Raw genomic sequence first — 23339 nt, forward strand, 5'->3', positions numbered from 1 at the left:
CGCCCGTGTGTGACCGCGGGCACGAATCCACGCGATCAAACTGTATCTATTCGCAAATCGACATCGAAGACCGCGGAGGAAGTTTTATAATGCGTGTGTAGATATAGCGAACTACTGCGCAACAGCGGAGGATACGGATACACAGATATGACAGGTAATTTGGAACAGTCGACGGAGTTCGCATGAGTCAGGGCGAATCGAACGTCTTGCTCAAGCCTGCGTTGCTCCTCGTCGGGACGGTAATCGCCGCCGTCGTCGTCGTCTTCGCGCTCAACGGTGTTCTCGCGTACCTCGGCATCGGCGCCGTGGGTCCCGCGGGACCACAGGCGGATGCACCGGCGACGCCGCAAGCCAACGCCAGCGGTAGCGGCGAGAGCGCCGTCGCGGCCGGTGAGGGGGGCGTACAGAAGCTTCCGGGAACGTGGCCCGGAGAGAAGTGGTACAGCGAGGACCTGCGCGAGCAGGAGTTCGACTACAAGGATCCGACGGCTGGCGAGGAGGTGCAGTTCCAGCCCAAGCAGATGAACAACTCGACGCTTCCGGACAACGAACATCGTGCCGAACTCATCCGGTACGGTCGTGATCTGTTCGCGAACACGTCGAACGAGATGCCCGAAAACGTCGGGAACGATCTGTCGTGTGCGAACTGCCACGGCGGCGGTGACCTCCCGACGACGACCGGGATGGTCGGACAGGACATCGACATGATTCCGCTGGTCGGCACCGCCGCGGGCTACCCCGAGTGGACGGGTCGCACCCAGCGGATGCGCGACATGCGCCAGCGCATCATGGGCTGTTTCCTCCGGAGCATGAACGCGCCCGGCGCCGAAGAGGGCGTGCCGGAGTACGACAGCCGCGAGATGCAGGCCATGGAGTCGTACATGGTCTGGCTGAACAAGGGGACGCCGAGCCAGCGGACGCCGTACTGGCGCCACATCGAGAAGCCGGAGGGCGACGAGAAAGTGCCGGTGTCCGAGGTCAACCCGGTCCGCGGGGCCGAACTCTACCTCGAGAACTGTGCGTCCTGTCACGGTGCGGACGGACAGGGTATCGAGGGGCAGTACCCGCCGCTGTGGGGTGAAGGATCCTACAACGACGGGGCCGGCATGGGGCGGATGTACACCTCCGCCGGCTTCATCCGCGAGGCGATGCCCTACGGCGCCGGACACACGTTCTCCAACTGGGAGGACGTCCAGGACGTGGCGGGCTTCATGAACGCCCACAAGCGTCCGCACCTCCCGCGCCAGCCGAAAGACTGGGCGGCGGCCGGTGCGCCGGACGAGGGTATCTACTACAACCGCACGCAGCAGCGTCTCGGCTACGACATGAATCCGATGACGAAGAAGCTGATGCTCGCGGGTATGCCCATCGACGACACGGAGGTCACCGAGGAGATGATCCCGGAGGACACGAGCCGGTACGACCAGCCGCTCCGCAACGAGTCGGTCGACGGCTCGTGGCAGACCACCTGGATCCGAACCTACGAGGACGTCGGTAACGAGACGGCGACGAATCAGTCGGCAACGAACGAGACGGCGACGAATCAGTCGGCCATCACCGCGCAAGGTGCGGTCACGTCGGCGATGGAAGGCGACGGCGACTCACGGGCAGCGGGCTGACGCCGTCGCCCTTCGTCACCCCCCACACGACTCTGACCGAATGATCGAGACACCCTCCACGGTTGCGGTTTTTCTTGCGGGAGTGCTGACCATCCTGACTCCGTGCTGTCTCCCGATGATTCCCGTCCTCGTCGTTGGTGCGAACGGCCATCGGCTCCGGCCGGTTCTCATCGTCGCGGGGAGCACGCTGACGTTCACCGTCCTCGGGGTGGTGACCGGCTCCGTCGGTTCGATCACGCCGGAGACGATCCGCGCGCCCTTTGCCGTCCTCATGCTCGCGTTCGGGGTGGTGCTCGCCGACGACGACGTCAACGATCTCTACTCCCGACACGCCTCTCGACTCGCCGGCCGGGCGACGGGCCTCACCGGCCGGGTCGACGAACGGCGCCACCCGCTCGCGAACGCCTTCGTGGTCGGCCTGTTGCTCGGCGTCATCTGGCTGCCCTGCGTCGGCCCGGTCCTCGGCGGCGTCCTCGCCTACGTCGGGACGACGGCGTCCGTCGCCGGCGGTGCCGCGCTCCTGTTTACCTACGGTGTCGGCTTCTCGCTCCCCTTGCTCGGCGTCGCCTACCTCGGCCGATCGGGCGGGAATCGGCTCCTCGAATACGGGCGCGGCGACGGCTTCCGCACCGCCACCGGCTACGCGTTCGTCCTGCTCGGTCTGGCGGTGCTGTTCGACCTCGACAAACTCGCACTCGCCTCGGTAACCGACATGCTCTGATACAATGACGACAGAAGGAAACGAACGGAATCGGCCGCGGTCGAATCGCTTCAGTGCCGCCCACGTCGTGGGCCGGATCACGGGCGTCCTCCACCGGGTGACGCGGAGTCGCACGGTGAAGTGGGGGAGTCTGCTCTTCGGAGTGCTCTCTTTCGCTCTCGTGTTCGGGACCGCTTCGAAGACGATGTACGGCATCGAACACGGTGGAAACCTCCTCGCGTACTGGCACATCGCTCTCGCGTGGGTCGCCGCTTCGGCGCTGGGAACGACGTTCCTCGGGAGCGTACTCTACCTCCGCTATCGGGGGCGCTTCTGGAGTCGGCTGGCACACAGTGCCGGCGAACTCGGCTTTCTGTTCGCGACGGTGACGCTCGTCCTCGGGAGCGCGTGGGGCAAGGTCATCTGGAACTCCTGGTGGGAGTGGACCGACGTCCGCCTCGTGACCTTCCTCATCGTGTGGTTCATCTACGCGGGGTATCTCGTGGTGTCGTCGTCGACGGACCCGGAGACGGGCGACCGATACGCTGCGGTGTACGGCGTCATCGGGTTCGTCACCGTCCCCATCTCCTACGCCTCCACCCGACTGTGGACGCCGACGTTCCACGAGACCACCATCGGGAACCCGCAGGTCAGCGCGAACATCGAGCCCACGACGCTGCTCGTGACCGTCGTCGCGGCGACGTTCCTGTACGTCTATCTCCTAGGACTCCGCATCCAGGTGCACGAAGTCGAAGACCGAATTCGCGGACTCGACCGCTCACGGAGGTGACACGCATGGAACCACTCCTCCTGTTCGGCTACACGACGCTGTTCGTCGCGCTGTTCGGCTACGCGGCGTACCTCCAGCGCCGGCTGACGAGACTCGAACGCCGCCTGAACGACGCCCGGTAGGCCGACGCCGATCACTCTTCGACGACGAACTCGAACGTTGCGAGTCCGGCCAGCAACAGGACCCCGGAGTAGAGACAGAGGAGCCGGAGCCAGGTGCCCGTCCGGGCACCCGTCGTGAGCGCTGCGGTGAGTTCGACGCCCGCGAGCAACACGGGGACGACGAGCGGAACGAGCAACAGCGGCAGGGCGAGTTCGTCGAGTCCGGAGCGGACGGTGAGTGTGGCGACGACGACGCCCACGGCGGCGAAGCCGACGGCGGCGACGGCGACGACGCCGAGCAGCGCGACCACCGTCCGGAGCGTCGGGGCGTAGCCGAGTAGGACCGTCGTCGCCCCGAGTGTCTCCACGTTCACCGCGAAGACGAACAGCGACGTACTCGCCACCTTCCCGAGGTAGACGGCCGAGCGATCCACCGGGGCGATCAGCATCCCGTCGAGCGCGCCGTTCCGATCCTCGAGGGCCGCCGTCTTCGTCACGCCGAGCGTCCCGCCGAAGACGAACGCGATCCAGAGGGCTCCCCGCCCGAGGACCGCCGGGTTCCGGAACGTCTTGACGAAACTGAACGCGAAGGCGAGGACGACGAGCAAGGCAAAGACCGCCATCGTCGTCGTGACGCTTTTGGTCCGGCTCTCGAGCAGGAGGTCCTTCCTGACGATCCGGTAGATTGTGGCGAGAAACCGCCGCATCAGCGTCCCTCCGCCCCGTCGTCGACGCCGATTGCGGCGTGATACGCCGATTCGAAGGCTGCCGCCGAGGAGCCGTCCAGATCGACGTCCGTCTCCAGGCGACCGCGGTCGACGACGAGCGCGCGGTCACACCGGTCGAAGCCGCGGTCGAGGTCGTGAGTCGTCACCACGACGGTGCGGTCGTCGAACGTGTCGAGGACGGCCGCGAGGTCGGCCACCGACCGCTGGTCGAGTCCGGTGTACGGTTCGTCCAACAGGAGGACGTCGGGGCGGTGGAGGAGTGCCCGCGCGAGCGACAGTCGTTTGCGGAGGCCGTGTGAGAACTCGGCCGGTCGCCGGCTCGCCCGCCCGGCCAGGTTCACCGTTTCGAGTACCGACTCGCAGCGTCGCGCCGCGTCGTCGAGGTCGTGGAGGGCGGCGTGAAAGCGGAGGTTCTCGCGGGCCGTGAGGTCGTCGTACAGCATCGACTCGTGGGTCACGACGCCGATCGTACGGTAGACGGTGTGGTCGTCCGGCGTGAGCGCCGACCCGCCGAGGCTGATCGTTCCGGTCGTGGGCCGAACCAGACCCGCGAGCATGCGCAACAGGGTGGTCTTGCCGGCGCCGTTCGGGCCGAACAGGCCGACAGTCTCCCCCGCGTCCACCGCGAAGGAGACGTCGTCGACGGCGGTCACCCGGCCGTAGGTCTTCGTCACTCCCTCGACGCGAATCGTGGCCGCCGTTGCCCGCCCCGGTCGGGGCGCTGAGGTCATCGAGTCTCTGGCGGCCGTTCGGAGCCCTCGTGGGCGCGGACCGAGAGCTGTTTGGCGACGACTCTGTCGCCCTCGACCCGACCCTTCGCGACGACGATGCGGTTCTCCGCCATCGTGTCCGGAAGCGTGCCCTCGTAGACGACTCGCATCGAGTGGTTGCCGTCGGCTACCTCGAACGTCGCCGTCCGTCCCTGCGTCTCGAGGTCGTCGACAGATCCCTCGAGGTTCACCCACTCCCCGTCGTAGTTCTTCTCGGAGAGTTGTGTCGGGCTGACGAACGCGGCCGAGGCGTTCATGCTCGTCGCCCCGAGCACACCCAGGAGGACCAGAACCCCGACAGTCGTGACCAGGAGCTTGTTCTTCCGTCGCACTGGTCCAGCATCGGGGGCGCCCGTTCTTCATTGTGTCGGATCTTCACCGCCGATGACTGGTGGAGTCATGGGACCGACGCTCACGACCGACCGCCGTTCGATCCCCGAACCGATCGGTGGATTCGGGCCACAGATACTTGCCGGACGATTGCCTAGGCGGCCCATGCCAGACCGTCGGGTACGGGTGACGGGGACCCTGTTCGTGGCCGTACTGCTCGTTTTCGCCGGAGTCTCGCCGGCGCTCGCGACGACCGACGCCGGACCCGTGGCTGGCGACGGGTGGACGACGGCGACCACCCTCCCGGCGTCCGCGGCGACGACGGCCCCACAGCAGGAAGGGTCGTCCCTCCACGAGCGCATCGTCGCCTCGCGCAACGACGAACCGGGGAGCGTGTCGCTCACGTTCGAGTACCGCGTTCCGGACTCGGTGACGGGGCTTCGGGTCGGCGTTCCCGTCCTCTCGATTCCGGGAATCACCGTCGCGAGCACCGACGGCTTCGAGCGGACGGAGACGACGCGGTTCCTCTGGGACACCGAGACGGACCGGCCCAGCGTCACCCTGCGTCTCGCCGTCGGCGACGAACTCGGGAGCGGCGTCCGCGGCGTCGAACGCGGTGACTGGGCGCTCGTCTCCCAGCCGAACACTCGCGTGCAGATCCGGACCGACGACCGGGCCGTCCGGACCTCCTCCTTCGGCGTCGCGTCCGGTGAGCCGGGGTACGCGAGCAGCCACCTGGCGTATCTCGGCACGCACGAGCGTCGGAACGTGACCGTCGCCGACGAACGGGCGACGTTCGTCCTCGGGGCGGAGGACGCCGACCCCACGCGGGCCACCGCGTTCCTGACCGCCGCGAACGAGCACTTCGACTTCGGCGTCCAGCGGGAGCGGATCACGGTGTTCGTCCTGCCCCTGAACGAGGACGCGACGACCGGCGTGGACGCGGCCACCGTCGACACGGCCTTCTGGGTCGGTCAGAGTGGTCTCGGTTTCGACGGCACGGGGGCGGTGTTCGCCCACGAGTACGTCCACACGCGACTGGGGACCGTCGGCGTCGACGACGCGACGTGGCTGACGGAGGCGAGCGCCGAGTACTACGGCCACCTGTTCGCGCTCAACGATGGCGTCGGGGACTACGAGACGTTCCGATCGGATCTCCGGGCGAGCGAGTACGACCCCGACCGGCGGTCGGTGGTGCTCACGGACCCGGAGACGTGGACGGGGACTACCGCCCACTACGACAAGGGCGCCCACGTCCTCGCCGCCCTCGACGCGGAGATCAGACGCCGCACCGACGGGGCGCGGACCCTCCGTGACGTGTTCACCGGGCGGTCGGAGCCGTTCCGTGACTACCGGGCCTTCCGAACGGCGGTGACCCGCGTGGCCGACGACGACTCGCTCGGCCCGTGGCTGGATCGCTACGTCACCACCGACGCCCTGCCACCGCTCCCGGAGAACCCCCGGTACTACGTGGCCGCCCCGTCGCTCGACCCGGACGGCGACGGCACGGCGAGCGGTGCCGAAGTCGAGCGCGGCCGCCACCCGTTCGTGGCTGGCGCCGGTCCGGACGGCGCGGTCACGACGTCGACGGCAACGGACACGACCGACGGGACGGAGACGACGGCAGGTGCGGGACGGACGACGACCACTCCCCCGACGGAAACCGAGGGATCGGCGCCCGGATTCGGCGTCGTCGCGGCGCTGGCGGCGCTCCTGATCGTGGTACGACTGGAGAAACGGCGGCAGTAGTCGGCGGCGTCAGGCCCGCCGGAGTCCCTCGCCGAGGCCGGTCGCCTCGCCGCACTCCGGACACTCGTACGTCCAGCCGTCTCTGGTCGCGCGCCCCTCGGGGAACTCGGCTTCGCACTTTCGGCAGACCAGAAGATCCCGGCGGGTAGAGACGTGCAGTTGCGGCATAATCGGAGAATCTACAGCATCCACTATGAACGTGTCGTTTCGGTTCCATACCCGCGCGAGTTCGGGCCGGTCGGACACTTCCGCCGCCGTCCGTGGGTTCCCGCAACGCGTCGGCGGTCCGACGTCACCTCACTCGTCGTCGCCGCTCAGGATGCCGCGGTGAGTCATCCGCTCGGGGTCGAGTACCGCGTCCGCCTCGGCCGCCGTAAGGTAGCCCTTCTCGATGGCCACCTCGCGGACGGTCTTGTCCTCTTTCAGCGCCGTTTTGGCGACTTCGGAGGCCTTGTCGTAGCCGATGGCGGGGTTGAGCGCCGTCGCGAGCGCCATCGACCGATCGACCGCGTCGGCGCAGTGGTCCTCGTTGGCCGCCAGTTTCGCCACGAACTTCTCGGCGAACGTCTCGGCGGCGTTCGCGAGGAGCGCCGCGGACTGCAGGAAGTTGTGGGCGATGACGGGTTTGTAGAGGTTCAAGTCGAGTTGGCCGCCCGCGGCCCCCGCGGAGACGGCGGCGTCGTTGCCCACCACCTGGGTGTGGACCTGGTTGACCGCCTCGGCGACGACCGGGTTGATCTTCCCGGGCATGATCGACGACCCCGGCTGGTTCTCCGGTTGTTCGATCTCTCCGAGCCCGTTTCGCGGTCCGGAGGCGAGCAGACGGAGGTCGTTCGCGATTTTGTTCAGGGAGCCGGCGACCGTCCGGAGCGCACCGTGGGCCTCGCCCATCGCGTCGTGGGCGGCCTGTGCCTCGAAGTGGTCGTCGGCCTCGCGGAAGTCGATCCCCGTCTCCTCGGCGATGTACGCGGCCGCGCGCGCCGGGAACTCGGGGTGGGTGTTCAGGCCGGTCCCAGTCGCCGTCCCGCCGAGGGCGAGTTCGGCCAGACGCGGTGCGACCGACTCACAGCGCTCGATGCCCTTCTCGACCTGGGTTCGGTAGCCGCCGAACTCCTGGCCGAGGCGGACGGGCGTGGCGTCCTGCAGGTGCGTGCGCCCGGTCTTGACGACGCCGTCGAACGCCTCGGCCTTGGCGTCGAGTTCGGCGGCGAGCGTCTCCAGCCCGGGGATCAGGTCCTTTGTCACCGCCTCCAGCGCGGCGACGTGCATCGCCGTCGGGATCACGTCGTTGGAGGACTGTCCGAAGTTGACGTGGTCGTTGGGGTGGACGACCCGGTCGCCCACCTCGCTCCCCATCACCTCGGCCGCGCGGTTGGCGATCACTTCGTTGGCGTTCATGTTGGAGGAGGTGCCCGAGCCGGTCTGGAAGACGTCGACCGGGAACTGGTCGTCGTGGTCGCCGGCGATCACCTCGTCGGCGGCGGCGACGATGGCGTCCGCGACGTCCTCGTCGAGCAGCTCCAGATCACGGTTGGCCTGCGCCGCCGACTTCTTGACGACGCCGAGCGCCCGGACGAACCGTCGACCGAACCGTTCGTCGCTAATCGGGAAGTTCTCGACGGCGCGCTGGGTCTGTGCCCCCCAGTACGCGTCCGCGGGGACGCGAACCTCGCCGAGGCTATCCCGTTCGAGACGGAACTCGTTCGCTTCGCTGGAATCGTCGCTCATGCGCGAGCGGACGGGAGCCGCGTCGTAAAAACTACCGTTACGCCTCCGGGCCGTGTTCCTCGTACGCCTCCGGCGTGTACGTCTTCATCTCCATGGCGTGGATGTCGGTCGTCATGTGACCCTCCAGCGCGTCGTAGACGAGTTGGTGTTGCTGGACCAGCGGCAGGCCCTCGAAGGCCGGCGAGACGACCACGGCGGCGAAGTGGGCGTCCTCGTGGTCCTCGTCGGGAACCCGGGGCTTGGTGACCGTCGCCTCGGCGTCCTCGATTCCCTCCTCGATGAGTCGCTCGACTTCGGCGGTGTCCATACCGTATGGGGGGGGCCGTCGCACAAAAACTGCGGGGTCGTCACGTCTCCCCCGCCGGCCGGCCCCAACTTACGCAGACGATGCGAGCGAATAGATCGTCTGACAAAAGTATAATATCCCTCAAGAATGTGTCATAGGGTATGGTCAAGAGCACGGTCCGATTTCCCGAATCGGTGGTCGGGGAAATCGAGACGCTCGTCGAGGAGGACCGGTTCGAGAGCAAATCGGAGTTCTACCGCTTCTCGACGGACTACGTGCTGAATCAGGTTCTGGACGACTACGACCCGGCAACCATCGACTACGCGGATATCAAGGCCGAGGTGATGCCGCAGGTGGAGCGCGAACTCGGCACCGACGCGGAGACGGAGCACCCACCCTTCTTCGAATCAGTCTCGTTCGTCAGAAAACTCGCCCTCCGTCGGAAGTTCGACGACGCGGAGGATTTCATCGACCACCAGTACACGGCGGGTGACCGACACGCCATCGTACTCGAAGAACTCCTGCGACTGTACCGCGCCGACGCCGCGGCGGATACGCGACCCGACCCGCCCAGCCGTGACCGTCAGCCCGTCGAACGGGAGCAGTAAGCGAGCCACCCGCTCTCCATGTCCCCGGTCGACACCGCCCGAACTCGCAGTTGCATCCGATGCAACAAGCAGTTCGAGGAACCGGCAGGGACGGTGACGCGAATCTGTGAGGGCTGTCGCACGCCGAGCGCGGGCGTGTACGTGGACTTTGTCGCCGGAACCGTCGTGAACTGCTCCCGCGAGCGGACCTGTATTCGCTGTGGCGCCGGCTTCACCGAACGTCCGGGCGAGATTACGCGGCTCTGTCCAGGGTGCGATTCGAACCACGTCAGCCTGGACTGACGTGCGCTCCGTGCCCTACATCTGGTAGCGACGTTCGTCGTCGCGCTGTGGGTACTGATTCGCGCCCGTCATCTCGTCGTAGGTCATCCCCGAGAGGTACTCGTCGTAGGTCACGTCGTAGCCCTGCCGGAGGTGGAAATCCAGGTCGCCGGTGTCGACCGTCGAGCGATAGAGCGCGTGGACCGCCCGCCGGACGAGTTCGCCCTCGTCGCCCCCGAGGGCCGCCGAGAGCATCGCGAGTTCGTTGCGCGTCTCCCGATCCAGGTCGACCGTGAGTTCGTCGCCGAGGTCGCTGTAGGCGTCTTCTACGTCCACGGTGAGTTCGTCGAGACTCATACGCCGGCAAGGTCCGGCCGCCGAATACGGCTTTCGCTCCCCGTCCCGAACCAGCACGCCTAACGGGCCGCGACGCCACCCTCAGACGATGAGCGAGGACGCCACGCTGTCGGATCTGGACCCGGAGGCCGTCCGCTCGGCGCTCGTCGAGTGGTACGAGGCGGACCACCGCGAGTTTCCGTGGCGGCGGACGACCGACCCCTACGAGATTCTCGTCTCGGAGGTGATGAGCCAGCAGACCCAACTCGACCGCGTCGTCGACGCCTGGGCGGCCTTCCTCGACCGGTGGCCGACGGTCGACGCCCTCGCGGCCGCCGACCGGAGCGACGTGGTCGCGTTCTGGTCCGATCAGCGCCTCGGCTACAACAATCGCGCGCGCTACCTCCACGAGGCCGCCGGCCAGGTCGTCGACGACTTCGACGGCGAGTGGCCCCGGACGCCGGCGGACCTGCAGGAGCTCATGGGCGTCGGTCCCTACACCGCCAACGCCGTCGCCAGTTTCGCGTTCGACGCCGGCGACGCCGTCGTCGACACCAACGTCAAGCGGGTGTTGTACCGCGCCTTCGGCCTCGACGACGACGATACGGCCTTCGAGGCGGTCGCCAGCGAACTGATGCCCGCCGGCGAGTCCCGCGTCTGGAACAACGCGATCATGGAACTCGGCGGCGTGGCCTGTCAGCAACGACCCCGGTGTGACGAGGCGGGCTGTCCGTGGCGGGAGTGGTGTCACGCCTACGAGACGGGTGATTTCACCGCGCCCGACGTGCCGACGCAACCCGAGTTCGAGGGCAGTCGTCGGCAGTTCCGCGGGCGGGTCGTCCGGATCCTCGGCGAGTACGACGAACTGACGCTGGACGAACTCGGACCGCGGATTCGCGTGGATTACGCGCCCGACGGTGAGTACGGTCGGGAATGGCTCCGCGGCCTCCTCTCCGACCTCGCCGACGACGGCCTGATCGACGTCGAGGACCGCGACGGGACGGCCGTCACCCGTCTTCGGGAGTAGGGCATCGAGCCGACGCCCGTGCGGACCGAAACGACCTTGGTATTTGGCAACGTACACCAATGAGGTGTTGGTACAATGACTAGTAACTGGGCCATCGCGGGCGACTACGTGGAAGCGTGCAACTGCGACGTCGCCTGCCAGTGTATCTGGATGGAAGCGCCCGACGACGGTGCCTGTACGGCCTCGCTCGCCTGGCACATCCGGGAGGGTGAGTACGGCGCCGTCGACCTGAGCGACCTCTCGGTTGCGATGCTGATTTCGAGCGAAGACGGTGTCATGTTCGCGCCGGGCACCGGGTGGGACGTGGTGCTCGTGACCGACGAGACGGCGACCGACGAGCAACGGGCCGCCCTCGAGGACATCTTCTTCGGCCGAGCCGGGGGCATCTGGGCGGCCGTCGCCGACTCCCACGTCGAGAGCGCCGAGGCGGTCACGGCGCCCATCTCGTTCTCTCGGGAGGGTGCCGACGTCTCCGTCTCGGTCGGTGACGTCGCCACCATGGAGGTCACCGGTGCCCCGGGGTTCAACGGCGAACTCGGACGGATTTCACCGCACCCGCTCACGAAGAGCCAGGAGATGACCGTCGGCAAGTCGACGGCGGCGTCCGTCTCGTACGGTGACGGCTTCGGCTGGGATCTCTCCGGGAACAACGCGTATCTGGGCGACTTCGAACTCGCCAGTGCTTGAGCGCCCGGACAGGCCCATGCGAACGTCGGTTCCCGGGCGGTTCGACCCACGCCGACTGCCTGCCGTCGCGCTCGTGACCTACGGCGCCGCGCTCCTCGCGTGGGTGGCCGTCGTCTCGCGGTGGCTCCCGATGCCCGGGTCGGCACCGGGACTCCGCATGTCCGATCCCGGGGCGCCGGAAGCGATGGCGCTCTCGAACGGGCTCGTCGGTATCGGACTCTATCTGGCCATGTGGGGCGTGATGATGGTCGCGATGATGTATCCGTCGTCGGTACCGCTCTTTCGGATGTACTACAAGACGCTCGACGGGACGACGAGTGCGGGGAAGGGTGCGCGTGTGGCCGCCTTCATGGCGACGTACGCGCTCGTCTGGACGGCCACCGGCGTCGTCCCCCTCCTCGTGAATCACGTCCTCCCGATCGCGGCGGTCGCGGGCGAGAACCGCTCGCTCCTGTTCGGCGTGACACTGGCGTTGCTGGCCGTCTATCAGCTTTCGCCCTACAAACGTCGGTGTCTGAACTACTGCCGGACGCCCCTCGGGTTCCTGATGGAGTATCACGAACCGGGGGTTCGTGGCGCGGCCAGGACGAGCCTCAGATTCGCCGTCTTCTGTGTCGGCTGCTGCTGGGCGCTGTTCGCCGTCATGGTGGTCGTCGGCTCGATGAACCTCCTCTGGATGGCCGTTCTCACGGTCGTCCTCTCGCTGGAACGGGTGGTCGGCTGGGGTGACCGACTGGCGACCGGTGTCGGCGTCGCCGCGGGCGTCGGGAGCGGCGCTTTCCTGCTCCTCGCCGTCCTGTGAGCGCCGCTCCGACGCCGTCGAGACCCTCCCGGCCACCGTCGCAGGTACCGAGAGCGACCAGAGCACCCCTCCGACACCCCGCTCGTGGTGGAGGACGACGACGGCAACTTCCTCGTCGATCCGGAGCCGAAGGATACCCTCGACGTCCCCACGCGAAACATCGACCAGACGCGCCAGGACGTGACGGCCGAACTCTCGACGGAAGGGGCGGAACCGCTCTCGGCCTAGCGCTCCGGCGACGGGTAGTTCCCGCGGCCCACTTCGGTCGTCCCGTTCGCGACGATCCACTCGTCTCGCGGTCCGGTGACGGCGAACCGGACGCGGTCGCTGTAGCTGTTGCCGGTCCACCCGCCGGCGAACCACTCGTTCGACCCGGTGAACGAGACGCTCCCCGAGACCCGCGCCGACTCGGCCGACTCGTAGGAGAGGTAGACGGGGGCGCGGTAGTCGAAACACGCCGTCTCGTCCCGATAGGGGGCCCGGCAATCCGTCAGCTCGCGCGTCGCGGCAGGGAAGAACGTCGGCGACTCGCCGACCGGTGCCCGCGTCTCGATGGGGTACGTGGCCGTCCGCGTGACGCTCACCGACACCGTCCGCCCCTCCCGTTTGTGGTGATCGGGGTTCGAGGGGTCGTACGCCGACTCGTTGATCTCCTCGCGCCGACCGAGGCCGTCCTCCTCGACGAACCGAAAGTAGCGCGTCTCGACGACGAACTCCGCGGCGGTGAGTTCGAGCATCGGCCCGTACTCCGTCTCGACTACCGCCGCGTCGAACCCCTCGACGGTGCCGTTCGGCGCCACGGCGTTCGCCTCGACGACCGGGTCGCCGTCGACCTGCGGGAGCGGGACACGAACCGTCACGTCCTCCAGCGTTCCCGTCGCGTCGACGCCCACGCTGTAGTCGTAGGTGCTGGTGTAGCTGTCGGGGTTCGGTGCGAGGAAGGAACACCCGGCGGTGAGCGTGAGGGCGGCGAGCAGGACGGCGAGGAGGTACTGTCGGGACATGATCGAACGGCCGGTTTCTCAATTCTCGACAACGAACCAACAAAACGGTTCCGGGTGGTGTCTCGGTGCCCACTTTTCCCGCCACCGATCGGTACTAGTCCCGTGGTAGCACCCTCCATAATAAACCCTGTCGCCGGTGCGTCCTCGCAATCTCCGTCGGAGCGCGAATAGTTAACAATCAGAACGATCCATTAGGACACGTATGTCCGAAACGACCCAGCGGCTGGAACCACTGGACCCGCGACCCCTCGACGGGCGGACCTGCGTCGTCACCGGAGCGTCACGGGGGATCGGACGGGAAATCGCCTTCGAACTCGCGCGCTGTGGGGGAGAAGTCGTCGTGAACTACCGTAGCTCCGACGCCGAGGCGCGGGCGGTCGAAGAACGGATCGAGGCGGCCGGCGAGACGGCGATGTGTGCACAGGGCGACGTCTCCGATCCGGCGGAAGTCGAGCAGATGGCCGCGACGGTCCACGACGAACTCGGATCGGTCGACGTCCTCGTCAACAACGCCGGTATCACCATCGACCGGAAGTTCGAGAACATGAGCCACGAGGACTGGCAGCGGGTCATCGACGTCAACCTCGGCGGGACGTTCAACTGTACCAAGGCCTTCTTCGAGGACATCCGGTCGGCCGACCACGGCCGTCTCATCAACATCTCCAGCGTCGTCGGTCAGCAGGGGAACTACGGTCAGGCCAACTACGCCACCTCCAAGGGTGGCCTGTTCGCGTTCACGCGCACCCTCGCGCTCGAACTCGCGGCCCACGGCTCGACGGCCAACTGCGTCGCCCCCGGCTTCGTCAAGACGGACATGCTGGAGAAGGTGCCTGAACGCGTCCAGAACCGGATCAGGGAGAAGATTCCGCTCGACCGGTTCGCCGACCCCGAGGACATCGTCGGGATGGTCCGGTTCCTAGCCAGCGACCACGCGAGCTACATGACCGGGCAGGTTCTCGGCGTCAACGGCGGCCTGGAGTGGTGAGCGGTCAAACCGTGGGACGGTTGCCCGTGGCGGTCGCGTCGGGGCCACGGCCACCGTCGCCGTGATTCCCGGCAGTCTGCGGGCGGGGAGTTACACGCGGGTCGCGTTCGTCCGCGCCCTCGACGCGTGGGTCCTCCACCAGGCGGCCGTTCCCCACACGTCGGCGGCGTTCGAGGTAAGCGAGGAACGGCGTCCCTCGGATGGGGTCGGTGACACCGGAAACGTCGAACTCCACGACGGCGACGGCCTCGAGGCCCGGGTAGCGACGCTTGGCCGCCGAGTCGTCGAGTACGCCGCCATCGACTCCGAGCCGGCGACCTTCGAGTGCGACCGGAACGTCGGGGGCTGAGCGTGTCGGCCGACGGATGCCGCGGGCGGCGCCGCTGAGAGACCAGAACCCCTTTGCCGACCGCCGCCGGAGGCACACTCGTGACGACGTGGGTCGAGAATCCCCGCGGTGGGCGGGACCGCGGGCCGCGCGGTATCGCCCGCGCGTGGGTCGAAGTCGTGGTGCGCCCCCGGCGCTTCTTCAGCCACGGGGTGGCGCCCGGCGATCAGGCGCCCGGACTCGTCTTCGCCGTCGTGATGGCCGTGGCCTACACCCTCGGTCTCGCGCTCTTCGATCCGGTTCGCTTTCCGGCGACCGGGGCACTCCGTGCGGCCGTGGTCGTCCTCCTGGTTGCGTTGCTGATCGCCCCGGCCGTGTTGCACCTGCTGGCGGCGCTCCAGACGCTCACGCTGATGGTGACGGTCCGTGACCGCGCCGGCGTGAGCGAGACGGTACAGATCATCGCCTACGCGACGGCACCCTGCCCGCTGGCTGCCGTTCCGATTCCCGGACTCCGGGTGGTCTGTTGTCTCTACGGCGCGGCGCTGTTGGTCGTCGGCATCGGTGTCGTCCACGGTACGACGACGGGGCGGGCGACCCTCGCCGCGGCGCTCCCCGCCACGCTCCTCTTCGGGTACGGATTCGGCGGGGTCGACGCGCTCCTGGCCCTGTTGCGGGCGTGGTACATCATCTGACTGACCGAGTCGTTTCGACAATCGTTTTAGGTTGCGGCTGTTCGACTCCCTCAATGGATTGGATCACCCACGAAGAGGACGTTTGGTTTGATTTCCGCGGTTCCACTCCGGACCAACTGGTCTCGGGACGATACTACAAGGGGACGGTCGACGGCTTCGCCGACTTCGGCGTGTTCGTCGACCTCTCCCCCGGCGTGACCGGCCTGCTCCACCGGAGCGAGCTCGACCGTCGCCTCGAGAGCCTCGACTGGGAACCGGGCGACACCGTGTTCGTCCAGGTGAAGAACGTCCGTGACAACGGCAACGTCGACCTCGCGTGGTCGAAACGCCAGTCCGGCAGCGAGTTCCGCGGGGCACAGGTTCACGACCCCGAGGGCGACGCCGACGGCGAACCCATCGACGACTCGGCCGACGAAGCGGCCGACGAACCCTCCGGCCCGGTCAGGACGACGCCCACGCCCCGCGACGACGAGGCATCGGACGACGGTGACGCGGCCGAGGAGCCGACCGACGACGCGGCCGGCGAAGCACCCGAGTCGGTCGACGAGGCCGATGACTCGTCGACCGGCCCCGAGACGAACGGGCGCGACGCCGTCGAGACGACCCCCGCTGAACGCGTCGACGTCGCGTCGCTCTCGGATCGCGTCGGCGCGACGGTTCGCCTCGAAGGCGAAATCGTCAGCGTCCGCCAGACCAGCGGTCCGACGGTGTTCGAACTACGCGACGGCACGGGCGTCGTCGACTGTGCGGCCTTCGTCGAGGCGGGCGTTCGCGCCTACCCCGAAGTCGAAGTCGGCACCGTCGTCCGTCTGGACGGCGAAGTCGAGGAACGCTACGACGAACTCCAGGTGGAGACCGAGGACCTCACCGTCCTGACCGACGACGAGGCGGCGACGGTCGAGGAGCGCCTCGCCGACGCACTGACCGCCGAGGCTCGTCCCGAGACGGTGCCGGCCCTGGTCGACCACGACGCCCTCGACGCCGTCGAGGAGCCCCTGCGCGACGCGGCCGAGACGATCCGACGCGCACTCCTCGAATCCCGCCCCGTGGTGGTCCGTCACGCGGCGACGGCCGACGGCTACGTCGCCGGCGCGGCAATCGAGCGCGCGGTCCTGCCACGGATTCGCGAGGAACACGCCGCCGCCGACGCCGAGTACCACTACTTCACCCGCCGGCCGCTGGAGGGCTCCGTCTACGACATGGACGACGCCACGAACGACGTGACGCGGATGCTCCAGGACCGCGACCGACACGACGAGAAGCTTCCGCTGGTCCTGCTGGTCGGCACCGGCAGCACGGTCGAGTCTAGCGACGGTCTGGGACTGCTCGGCATCTACGGTGCGCGCCGCGTCGTCGTCGACGCGGAGGTGGCCGACGCCGCCGTCGCCGACGACTGCGAGGCCATCGTCAACCCCGGTCTGGCCGGCGCGTCCGCCACCGACCTCTCGACGGGCACGCTCGCGGCCACCCTCGCCGCGACGGTCACTCCCGACGTGACCGACGACCTCTCGCACCTGCCCGCAATCTCCTACTGGGACGATGCACCCGAGAGCGTCGTTTCCCTCGCCGCCGAGGCGGGATACGACGCCGACCGCACGCGAGAACTCCGCGAGGCCATCGCGCTGGAGGCGTACTACCAGTCCTACGAGGACAAGCGCGAACTGATCACGGACCTGCTGTTCGACGACGCCGGCGGCCTCGCCGGCCACATCAGCGAACAGTTCCGCCAGAAACTCGACGCCGAAGTCGACACCGCCACGGCCAACCTCGACCGACGCGAGGAGGGCACCACCACGGTGGACGTCCTCGACACCGACGCCTACACCCACCGCTTCGACTTCCCGCCGACGGGCCTGCTGCTCGACGAACTCCACCGCCGCCGGAGCGAGGAAGGCACGCACCTGACCGTCGGCGTCGGCACGGACGAACTCTACCTGCGGAGCGACGTCGACGTCGACGTGCGCGGCGTCGCCAGTGACGCCGCGGAGCGGGCCGCCGACGCCGGTATCACCGCCGCCAGCGTTCGTGACGGCCGCATCGAGTTCCTCTCGGGTCGCCGCGACGCCGCCGTCGACGCCGTCGTCGACGCGGCGGTCGACCGGCTCTAACCCGGCCGAGCGACACCCTTAACCACACGACCCGACGACACGAGGACGATGACCGTTTCCGGGGAGGGCGTAGCCGCCACGACCGACGAGGCCTTCGACCGCGTCTGCGAGGACCTCGTCCGGCAGATTCTCGACGGTGACCTGGACCGCGACGACTTGGAGTCGGCGAAACTCGACGCCTGCTCCGAACACGGCGCGTCGAAGGTGCCGAAGAACGCTCACATCCTGCAGTACGCCCCCGAGGAGCGACGCGACGAGGTGCAGGCGGTCGTTCGCCGCAAACCCGTCCGGACGGCCTCGGGTGTCTCGCCCGTCGCCATCATGACCGCGCCGCACATGTGCCCGCACGGGAAGTGTCTCTACTGTCCCGGCGGTCCCGCCTCGGAGTTCGACAGCGCCCAGAGTTACACGGGTCACGAACCCGCCGCGGCCCGGGGCGAGCAGAACGATTACGACCCCTACGGGCAGGTCACGCTCCGCCTCGAACAGCTCAGACACATCGGGCATCCGGTCGACAAGGTGGAACTCATCCTGATGGGCGGGACGATGACCGCCCGGAGCCACGACTACCAGGAGTGGTTCGTGAAGCGGGCGCTGGAGGCGCTGAACGACTACGACACCGACGCGACACCGAACCCGGCCGAGGGGCGGAGCTTCGCCCCCGACCCCGAATCCGTCGAGTTCAGCTATCTGGAGGACGTAATCGCCGAGAACGAGACGGCGGACGTCCGCAACGTCGGCACGACGTTCGAGACCAAACCCGACTGGTGCGGCCCCGAACAGATCGACCGAATGCTCGAGTTGGGCGGGACGAAGGTGGAGGTGGGCGTCCAGACCACCTACGAGCGGATCAACCGCGAGATGCACCGCGGTCACGGCGTACAGGCCTCCATCGACGCCAACCGCCGACTCCGCGACGCCGCGTTCAAGGTCGGCTTCCACATGATGCCGGGACAGCCGGGGATGACCGAGGAGATGTGTCTGGAGGACTTCCGCCAGCTGTTCGCGGACCCCCGCTGGCGCCCCGACTACCTGAAGATCTATCCGACGCTCGTCGTCCGTGGCACCCGGACCTACGACATGTGGCGCCGCGACGAGTTCGACCCGCTGGGCAACGACGAGGCCGCGGACCTCGTCGCCGAGGTGATGGACCTGATCCCGAAGTACACCCGACTCCAGCGGGTGCAGCGGGACATTCCAGCCGACCACATCGACGCGGGCGTCTGGAAGTCGAACCTGCGCCAACTGGCCACCCAGCGGGCCGCCGAGATGGGGATCACCCCCCGCGACATCCGTGCCCGCGAGGTGGGCCACAACGACGCCGACCCGGACCCCGAGCGGATCGAACTCGACGAACTCACCTACGAGGCCGGCGGCGGCACCGAACACTTCCTCAGTTTCGAGGACCCCGAGGCGGACCTCCTGATCGGCTTCTGTCGGCTGCGTTTCCCGAACGACCCCGTTCGGCGCGAACTCGACGACGCCGCCCTCGTGCGCGAACTCCACGTCTACGGGAGCGAGGCGGGCATCCGCGACGAGGGCGAGGGTGACGGCGAGGGCGACTGGCAACACCGCGGCTACGGTCGCCGCCTGCTCGCCCGCGCCGAGGAACTGGCCGCCGAGGCCGGCTACGACACGGTGAGTGTCATCAGTGGGATCGGCGTCCGCCGGTACTACCGGGACAAACTGGGCTACTACCAGGACGGGCCGTACGTCTCGAAGGATCTCGGTCGCCGCCCGCCCGTCCGATAGATGGTCTCGTCGGATCGACTCCTGTGGGCCACCCTCCTGGCCGGCGTCCCGTCGGCCGTCGCCGTCGTGCTCAGTCCGCCCGACCTCTACGCTCGGGTGATCGTCGGCGTCGGCACCCTCCTCGGTACCCTGCCGTCGGCCTACCTCCTCGTCCAGGCTGTCCGCGACGACTGAGACGTGTCGGTGTACCCGCGTACCGGCGGGGCGCCGTCGTGTGTCGGCGACTCACCGGCCCGGCTTCCACCCGCCGGTACGAGCGGGCAGCGTCCGGCGGTTCGGGGTGCGGGTGGATTCAAGGTGACGGCCGCCGAAGGGTGGCCGTGACCGATTCGGACGCCGCCCGGCGACACGACGGCCTCGACCGGATGCCGACGGCCGGGCCGCGGAACTCGCTGTGGCACTGGACGGACGCGAAGCATCCGCTCCGGGTCGTGGTGAACTACCTCGCGGTCTGGCTGATCCGCGTCTCGCCGAGCCTCCGGCTGAAAAACTGGGTTCTCCGGCGCCTCGGCGCGACGGTCGAGTCGGGTGTCGCGGTCGGACTGGAGGCGACGCCCGACGTGTTCTGGCCCGAACTCGTCACGATTCGGGCCGACGCCATCGTCGGCTACGACGCGACGCTGCTCTGTCACGAGTTCCTGCAGTCGGAGTACCGCACCGGCGAGGTGGTGATCGGCGAACGGGCCATGATCGGGGCGGGGGCCGTCGTCCTCCCCGGCGTCGACGTCGGGGCCGACGCGAAGGTGGCGGCCAACTCGCTGGTGACCGACGACGTGCCGCCGGGGACGACCGTCGCGGGCGTGCCCGCCAGACCGGTCGAGGGCGGGGTCGGCGACTAGGCGCGGCTCAGCGCGAACCCGTCCGAGAACACCTTGTCGTTCGGGAGGACGTACTCCTCGCCGTCCGCCTCGACGTGCGTGACGAACAGGTCCACCTCCTGTACGATGCCGTGAATCTCGCCGACGCGAATCTCGTCGCCGATGGTGTATGGCTGGTGGAGGAGGAGGTAGGCGCCGACGGCGCCGGCCGAGAGCAACTGTCGGAAGGCGAGGCCGCCGAGGAAGACGAGTGCGAAGACGTAGGCGGCGAGCAGGACGATCAGGGCCGCGGTGGCGACGCCGACCTGTCCGAGGGCGATCAGTACGGCCAGGTAGAAGACGCTGTACTTGGCGACGAGTGGGAGGACGTTGATCTGGGGGAGCTTCACGCCCCGGAAGCGCTCGGAGACGAGGAGTTCGACCTTGTCCCCGAGGACGACACCGACGATGAGGACGATGACGGCGAAGAAAAGCTGGGGGAGGAAGCCGGCGACGGCGTTCCAGAACTGGGCGACGTACTCGATTTCGGCGACGGCGACGGCGGCGAACACCGCGATGCCGAAGACGAAGTAGCCCGCGATGGCCGCGAGGATGGCCACGGTGGAGGAGCCGAACTCGCGGGCCGTGCGTTCGAAGGTGGTGCCCTCGATGGCGCCGGGGACGCCCGCCCGTCTGAGCAGCCGGCGGGTGATCACTCGGGTCAACCACCCGAGGGCGACACCGAGAGCGAGCGTCGCCGCGGCCAGCCAGAGTCGGACGGGGACGGCCGCGAGGGCCTCCCGAACCGGACCGACTTGCATCTCAGTACTCCTCCGGATCGATCTCCAGAATCAGGTCGCCGCCTTTGAACGCCCGGACCATCCCGTCGGATTCGGAGAGCACGATGGCGATGGCGTTGGTATCCCGCGTGATCGCCCCGCCGGCCATGTGGCGTGCGCCGAGACCCTTCGGGATGTCGACGCCCTCGGCTGACGGTTCCAGGTAGCGGTACGCCGAGACGATTTTGCCCGCGTCGGAGACGATGAAGGCGCCGTCGAGGCGCGAGAACTCCTTGAGCATCACGTTCACGATTGGGTCGCCGACGTGAACGTGGGACTTCTCGAAGGGGTTGTAGCTGAGCGGCCGGGACTTGTTCATCACCTTGCCGGCGTCGCCGACGACGAACAGCGCGCCGACGGGTTTGCCCTTCTGGCCCTTCTTGCCGAGGTCGATGGCCACCTCGAAGACGTCGCGGATGACCCCCGGTTCGGCCCGGGAGTCGGTGAAGAGGTCGTAGATACCGGAGCGCATCGTCTCGTCGACGCGCACCCGGACCAGACAGTCGGCGTCCTCGCCGAACATCGCGACGGCGCAGGCGACGGTGTCCCCCTCCGTGACGTGACCCTGTTCCATCGCGCCCTCGAGACCGAACTTGATCCGATCCCGCGCGTTCTCGAACGTCAGCGGCAGTTCCACGAACGCGTCGGCCTCGACGCTGTTCTCGGCCGCGACTACCACCCGACTCACGTCCACGTCGTCGAACCGTTCGTAGTAGGATGTCGACGGGGAGAACAGAAACAGGCCGTCGATATCTGCCACGAGGTCGCCGAGAGAGTCCCGTAACGTCGCCATTGACGGAACGACGAGACGGGGCGAAATAAAGGTTTGTGGACCGTCACACGCCCGTCATGCGCTTCTTGGATCGTCTCGTACGACTCGTCGCAGCTGGTTATCCGCGGCCGGCCGACCACGGGGACGACGACCACCGGACCTGACTGACGACAGTCAGTCTCACTCCCGGAGCCGGTCGACGTGGTCGACCCGTCGCTGGACGAGCGACGGTTTCCCGATGTCCTCCCGGACGCGCACCCCGTCGCCTGCGGCCGCGAGCGCCGCGTCCGCGATGGCCTCCGCGTCGGAGATGGTCCCGTCGACACCGACCACCGCGAACGCCCGCGAGGTGGTGGTGTAGAGGTCCTCGTCCCGCGCGTCGACGCTCGCGTAGAACAGGAGCGCCTCGCCCGCGTCGGAGCCGTGTTCGGCCGCCGCCGCCGCGACGCTCTCTTCGTCGACATCGATCCGGACCCCGGATTCGGGATCGGTCGGATAGCCCGCCGGGACGGCGTACTTACAGACCGTCGCGCGGGGGGCAAACGACAGTTCCGGGAGGGTGTCACCGTCCCGGGCGGCGGTGAGTACGTCGACGAACGGCGTCTCCATGACCGGCAGGGTGTTCATCGCCTCGGGGTCGCCGAAGCGGGCGTTGAACTCCACGACCCGCACGCCCTCGGCGGTGAGCATGAACTGGCCGTAGAGGACGCCCTTGTAGTCGGGGAGGGCGTCGACGGTCGCGTCTAGGATCTCGACCGCCGCGTCGTAGTCGGCGGCGTCCATGAACGGCAGCGCCGGCCCGGCGTCGCTGTAACTCCCCATCCCGCCGGTGTTCGGCCCCTCGTCACCCTCGTAGGCGCGTTTGTGGTCCTGCACGGCGGGCGTGACCCGTAGATCCCCGTCCGCGACGAACGCCTGGACGGTGAACTCCTCGCCGACCAGTCGCTCCTCGAGCACCACGCGGTCGTAGTCGGCATCGCGCAGGTGCGCTTTGGCCTCCGCTTTCGTCACTTGGTCGCCGGTGACGCGGACGCCCTTGCCGCCGGTGAGGCCGGCCGGCTTGACGGCCAGGTCGCCGTCGTACGCGTCGATGTAGTCGCAGGCGGCCTCGGTGTCGTCGAACGTCTCGAAGTCCGGACAGCCCGGAATCCCCTCCTCACGCATGAATCGCCGCTGGTAGGCCTTGTCCGTCTCGATGCGTGCGGCCTCGGCCCCCGGACCGAAGGCGTAGACGCCGGCCTCGTCGAGGGTGTCGGCGACGCCCGCCGCGAGCGCGGACTCCGGGCCGATGACCGCGAGCGTGGCGTCGGCGTCCGTCGCGAAGTCGACGATGGCGTCGGCGTCGGTTTCGTCGATAGTGCGAAGTTCCTCGGCCAGGGCGGCGATGCCGGGGTTGCGGTTGCTCGCACAGGCGTAGAGGTCACAGTCCGGTGCGACGGCGCGGGCGATGGCGTGTTCGCGCCCGCCGCCGCCGACGAGGAGCACTGTCTCGGACATCTAGTCGGTTCACCCCCCTGAAGCCGCCTAAGCGTTGCCC

The 23339-nt window shown here is 68.1% G+C and carries 28 protein-coding genes; 17 read left to right on the plus strand and 11 right to left on the minus strand.

Translation table 11 applies throughout. The features are described 5' to 3' along the window. Positions 1–182 precede the first annotated feature (182 nt). Genes V8686_RS08075 through V8686_RS08090 form a run of 4 tightly spaced genes read left to right on the plus strand, consistent with a single transcriptional unit; the run spans position 183 to position 3231 of the window. On the plus strand, positions 183–1619 hold the full coding sequence (locus V8686_RS08075) for a c-type cytochrome (RefSeq protein ID WP_379703461.1): 1437 nt from the start codon (positions 183–185) through the stop codon (positions 1617–1619). A gap of 40 nt (positions 1620–1659) precedes the next feature. Beyond that, positions 1660–2340 carry a cytochrome c biogenesis CcdA family protein gene (locus V8686_RS08080; protein WP_379703462.1) on the plus strand — a complete coding sequence of 227 codons (681 nt, stop codon included), beginning with the start codon at positions 1660–1662 and terminating at the stop codon, positions 2338–2340. A 4-nt stretch (positions 2341–2344) separates the two neighbouring features. Next, complete coding sequence (locus tag V8686_RS08085) at positions 2345–3109, plus strand: cytochrome c biogenesis protein (RefSeq protein WP_379703464.1); 765 nt, start codon at positions 2345–2347, stop codon at positions 3107–3109. A 5-nt stretch (positions 3110–3114) separates the two neighbouring features. After that, entirely contained in the window at positions 3115–3231 is a 117-nt protein-coding gene (locus tag V8686_RS08090) for a CcmD family protein (protein ID WP_379703465.1), read from the plus strand. A gap of 11 nt (positions 3232–3242) precedes the next feature. Here the strand turns inward: V8686_RS08090 and V8686_RS08095 are convergent, their stop codons facing one another. From V8686_RS08095 to V8686_RS08105, 3 genes are read right to left on the minus strand one after another with little or no spacing between them, the layout of a single operon-like run. Then, a complete protein-coding gene (locus V8686_RS08095; protein WP_379703467.1) occupies positions 3243–3917 on the minus strand; it encodes a heme exporter protein CcmB in 675 nt (224 codons plus the stop codon). Beyond that, positions 3917–4669, minus strand: coding sequence for a heme ABC exporter ATP-binding protein CcmA (ccmA, locus tag V8686_RS08100; protein WP_379703468.1), 753 nt, complete (start codon positions 4667–4669; stop codon positions 3917–3919). The genes V8686_RS08095 and ccmA overlap by 1 nt, the downstream gene beginning before the upstream one ends. Continuing rightward, entirely contained in the window at positions 4666–5040 is a 375-nt protein-coding gene (locus tag V8686_RS08105) for a cytochrome c maturation protein CcmE domain-containing protein (RefSeq protein ID WP_379703469.1), read from the minus strand. The genes ccmA and V8686_RS08105 overlap by 4 nt, the downstream gene beginning before the upstream one ends. 163 nt (positions 5041–5203) lie before the next feature. Between V8686_RS08105 and V8686_RS08110 the strand changes: the two genes are divergently transcribed. Next, positions 5204–6787 (plus strand): PGF-CTERM sorting domain-containing protein, encoded by a 1584-nt coding sequence (locus tag V8686_RS08110; RefSeq protein ID WP_379703470.1) that lies wholly within the window; start codon positions 5204–5206, stop codon positions 6785–6787. A gap of 9 nt (positions 6788–6796) precedes the next feature. On the opposite strand, the gene V8686_RS08115 is transcribed toward V8686_RS08110, so the two are convergent. The 3 genes from V8686_RS08115 to V8686_RS08125 form a co-directional block, all read right to left on the minus strand. Further along, positions 6797–6955 carry an HVO_2901 family zinc finger protein gene (locus tag V8686_RS08115; RefSeq protein WP_379703471.1) on the minus strand — a complete coding sequence of 53 codons (159 nt, stop codon included), beginning with the start codon at positions 6953–6955 and terminating at the stop codon, positions 6797–6799. Between the two features lie 129 nt (positions 6956–7084). Beyond that, entirely contained in the window at positions 7085–8515 is a 1431-nt protein-coding gene (locus V8686_RS08120; protein ID WP_379703473.1) for a class II fumarate hydratase, read from the minus strand. Positions 8516–8552: 37 nt separating this feature from the next. Next, positions 8553–8822, minus strand: coding sequence for a BolA family protein (locus V8686_RS08125; protein WP_379703474.1), 270 nt, complete (start codon positions 8820–8822; stop codon positions 8553–8555). A 140-nt stretch (positions 8823–8962) separates the two neighbouring features. On the opposite strand from V8686_RS08125, the gene V8686_RS08130 reads away from it, so the two are divergent. Beyond that, positions 8963–9409 carry a hypothetical protein gene (locus V8686_RS08130; protein WP_379703476.1) on the plus strand — a complete coding sequence of 149 codons (447 nt, stop codon included), beginning with the start codon at positions 8963–8965 and terminating at the stop codon, positions 9407–9409. 297 nt (positions 9410–9706) lie between these two features. Here the strand turns inward: V8686_RS08130 and V8686_RS08135 are convergent, their stop codons facing one another. Then, the gene (locus V8686_RS08135) at positions 9707–10027 is read right to left on the minus strand and encodes a hypothetical protein (RefSeq protein WP_379703477.1); all 321 of its coding nucleotides are present in this window, start codon (positions 10025–10027) and stop codon (positions 9707–9709) included. Between the two features lie 88 nt (positions 10028–10115). On the opposite strand from V8686_RS08135, the gene V8686_RS08140 reads away from it, so the two are divergent. From V8686_RS08140 to V8686_RS08155, 4 genes are all read left to right on the plus strand, one after another. Continuing rightward, positions 10116–11033 (plus strand): HhH-GPD family protein, encoded by a 918-nt coding sequence (locus V8686_RS08140; RefSeq protein WP_379703478.1) that lies wholly within the window; start codon positions 10116–10118, stop codon positions 11031–11033. Between the two features lie 75 nt (positions 11034–11108). Next, positions 11109–11720: a DUF1326 domain-containing protein gene (locus V8686_RS08145; protein ID WP_379703479.1), complete on the plus strand. Its 612-nt coding sequence runs from the start codon at positions 11109–11111 to the stop codon at positions 11718–11720. A gap of 16 nt (positions 11721–11736) precedes the next feature. Then, positions 11737–12522, plus strand: a complete 786-nt coding sequence (locus V8686_RS08150) for a DUF2182 domain-containing protein (protein WP_379703480.1) — start codon at positions 11737–11739, stop codon at positions 12520–12522. Positions 12523–12609: 87 nt separating this feature from the next. Continuing rightward, positions 12610–12750, plus strand: coding sequence for a hypothetical protein (locus V8686_RS08155; RefSeq protein WP_379703481.1), 141 nt, complete (start codon positions 12610–12612; stop codon positions 12748–12750). On the opposite strand, the gene V8686_RS08160 is transcribed toward V8686_RS08155, so the two are convergent. After that, on the minus strand, positions 12747–13526 hold the full coding sequence (locus V8686_RS08160; RefSeq protein WP_379703482.1) for a hypothetical protein: 780 nt from the start codon (positions 13524–13526) through the stop codon (positions 12747–12749). The genes V8686_RS08155 and V8686_RS08160 overlap by 4 nt on opposite strands. Before the next feature lie 202 nt (positions 13527–13728). Between V8686_RS08160 and V8686_RS08165 the strand changes: the two genes are divergently transcribed. The 7 genes from V8686_RS08165 to V8686_RS08195 all read left to right on the plus strand — a co-directional run bounded on the left by V8686_RS08165 (position 13729) and on the right by V8686_RS08195 (position 20233). After that, positions 13729–14511, plus strand: coding sequence for a beta-ketoacyl-ACP reductase (locus V8686_RS08165; protein ID WP_379703483.1), 783 nt, complete (start codon positions 13729–13731; stop codon positions 14509–14511). Between the two features lie 61 nt (positions 14512–14572). Next, entirely contained in the window at positions 14573–14860 is a 288-nt protein-coding gene (locus V8686_RS08170) for a hypothetical protein (RefSeq protein WP_379703484.1), read from the plus strand. An 80-nt stretch (positions 14861–14940) separates the two neighbouring features. After that, complete coding sequence (locus tag V8686_RS08175; RefSeq protein WP_379703485.1) at positions 14941–15534, plus strand: YIP1 family protein; 594 nt, start codon at positions 14941–14943, stop codon at positions 15532–15534. Between the two features lie 53 nt (positions 15535–15587). Further along, positions 15588–17642: a DHH family phosphoesterase gene (locus tag V8686_RS08180; protein ID WP_379703487.1), complete on the plus strand. Its 2055-nt coding sequence runs from the start codon at positions 15588–15590 to the stop codon at positions 17640–17642. A 48-nt stretch (positions 17643–17690) separates the two neighbouring features. Further along, complete coding sequence (locus tag V8686_RS08185) at positions 17691–19394, plus strand: tRNA uridine(34) 5-carboxymethylaminomethyl modification radical SAM/GNAT enzyme Elp3 (protein WP_379703489.1); 1704 nt, start codon at positions 17691–17693, stop codon at positions 19392–19394. Beyond that, positions 19395–19568, plus strand: coding sequence for a hypothetical protein (locus V8686_RS08190; RefSeq protein WP_379703491.1), 174 nt, complete (start codon positions 19395–19397; stop codon positions 19566–19568). 191 nt (positions 19569–19759) lie between these two features. Continuing rightward, positions 19760–20233 carry an acyltransferase gene (locus V8686_RS08195; RefSeq protein WP_379706502.1) on the plus strand — a complete coding sequence of 158 codons (474 nt, stop codon included), beginning with the start codon at positions 19760–19762 and terminating at the stop codon, positions 20231–20233. On the opposite strand, the gene V8686_RS08200 is transcribed toward V8686_RS08195, so the two are convergent. The 3 genes from V8686_RS08200 to purD form a co-directional block, all read right to left on the minus strand. Then, positions 20230–21012, minus strand: a complete 783-nt coding sequence (locus V8686_RS08200) for a mechanosensitive ion channel domain-containing protein (protein ID WP_379703492.1) — start codon at positions 21010–21012, stop codon at positions 20230–20232. The genes V8686_RS08195 and V8686_RS08200 overlap by 4 nt on opposite strands. 1 nt (position 21013) lies before the next feature. Further along, positions 21014–21823 carry a diadenylate cyclase gene (gene dacZ / locus V8686_RS08205; RefSeq protein ID WP_379703493.1) on the minus strand — a complete coding sequence of 270 codons (810 nt, stop codon included), beginning with the start codon at positions 21821–21823 and terminating at the stop codon, positions 21014–21016. A gap of 159 nt (positions 21824–21982) precedes the next feature. After that, positions 21983–23299: a phosphoribosylamine--glycine ligase gene (gene purD / locus V8686_RS08210; RefSeq protein WP_379703494.1), complete on the minus strand. Its 1317-nt coding sequence runs from the start codon at positions 23297–23299 to the stop codon at positions 21983–21985. Positions 23300–23339: the final 40 nt, after the last annotated feature.

This window comes from Haloplanus litoreus (assembly GCF_045690335.1).
Taxonomy (GTDB): Archaea; Halobacteriota; Halobacteria; order Halobacteriales; family Haloferacaceae; genus Haloplanus; species Haloplanus litoreus.

Bases quoted from the DNA above. Each gene is read 5' to 3' on its own strand.
- V8686_RS08130 (WP_379703476.1), top strand. From the start codon at position 8,963: ATGGTCAAGAGCACGGTCCGATTTCCCGAATCGGTGGTCGGGGAAATC.
- V8686_RS08145 (WP_379703479.1), top strand. From the start codon at position 11,109: ATGACTAGTAACTGGGCCATCGCGGGCGACTACGTGGAAGCGTGCAAC.
- V8686_RS08075 (WP_379703461.1), top strand. From the start codon at position 183: ATGAGTCAGGGCGAATCGAACGTCTTGCTCAAGCCTGCGTTGCTCCTC.
- V8686_RS08110 (WP_379703470.1), top strand. From the start codon at position 5,204: ATGCCAGACCGTCGGGTACGGGTGACGGGGACCCTGTTCGTGGCCGTA.
- V8686_RS08125 (WP_379703474.1), bottom strand. From the start codon at position 8,822: ATGGACACCGCCGAAGTCGAGCGACTCATCGAGGAGGGAATCGAGGAC.
- V8686_RS08150 (WP_379703480.1), top strand. From the start codon at position 11,737: ATGCGAACGTCGGTTCCCGGGCGGTTCGACCCACGCCGACTGCCTGCC.
- V8686_RS08135 (WP_379703477.1), bottom strand. From the start codon at position 10,027: ATGAGTCTCGACGAACTCACCGTGGACGTAGAAGACGCCTACAGCGAC.
- V8686_RS08180 (WP_379703487.1), top strand. From the start codon at position 15,588: ATGGATTGGATCACCCACGAAGAGGACGTTTGGTTTGATTTCCGCGGT.
- V8686_RS08160 (WP_379703482.1), bottom strand. From the start codon at position 13,526: ATGTCCCGACAGTACCTCCTCGCCGTCCTGCTCGCCGCCCTCACGCTC.
- V8686_RS08120 (WP_379703473.1), bottom strand. From the start codon at position 8,515: ATGAGCGACGATTCCAGCGAAGCGAACGAGTTCCGTCTCGAACGGGAT.
- V8686_RS08140 (WP_379703478.1), top strand. From the start codon at position 10,116: ATGAGCGAGGACGCCACGCTGTCGGATCTGGACCCGGAGGCCGTCCGC.
- V8686_RS08200 (WP_379703492.1), bottom strand. From the start codon at position 21,012: ATGCAAGTCGGTCCGGTTCGGGAGGCCCTCGCGGCCGTCCCCGTCCGA.
- ccmA (WP_379703468.1), bottom strand. From the start codon at position 4,669: ATGACCTCAGCGCCCCGACCGGGGCGGGCAACGGCGGCCACGATTCGC.
- purD (WP_379703494.1), bottom strand. From the start codon at position 23,299: ATGTCCGAGACAGTGCTCCTCGTCGGCGGCGGCGGGCGCGAACACGCC.
- V8686_RS08115 (WP_379703471.1), bottom strand. From the start codon at position 6,955: ATGCCGCAACTGCACGTCTCTACCCGCCGGGATCTTCTGGTCTGCCGA.
- V8686_RS08195 (WP_379706502.1), top strand. From the start codon at position 19,760: ATGCCGACGGCCGGGCCGCGGAACTCGCTGTGGCACTGGACGGACGCG.
- V8686_RS08090 (WP_379703465.1), top strand. From the start codon at position 3,115: ATGGAACCACTCCTCCTGTTCGGCTACACGACGCTGTTCGTCGCGCTG.
- V8686_RS08080 (WP_379703462.1), top strand. From the start codon at position 1,660: ATGATCGAGACACCCTCCACGGTTGCGGTTTTTCTTGCGGGAGTGCTG.
- V8686_RS08085 (WP_379703464.1), top strand. From the start codon at position 2,345: ATGACGACAGAAGGAAACGAACGGAATCGGCCGCGGTCGAATCGCTTC.
- V8686_RS08095 (WP_379703467.1), bottom strand. From the start codon at position 3,917: ATGCGGCGGTTTCTCGCCACAATCTACCGGATCGTCAGGAAGGACCTC.
- dacZ (WP_379703493.1), bottom strand. From the start codon at position 21,823: ATGGCGACGTTACGGGACTCTCTCGGCGACCTCGTGGCAGATATCGAC.
- V8686_RS08165 (WP_379703483.1), top strand. From the start codon at position 13,729: ATGTCCGAAACGACCCAGCGGCTGGAACCACTGGACCCGCGACCCCTC.
- V8686_RS08190 (WP_379703491.1), top strand. From the start codon at position 19,395: ATGGTCTCGTCGGATCGACTCCTGTGGGCCACCCTCCTGGCCGGCGTC.
- V8686_RS08185 (WP_379703489.1), top strand. From the start codon at position 17,691: ATGACCGTTTCCGGGGAGGGCGTAGCCGCCACGACCGACGAGGCCTTC.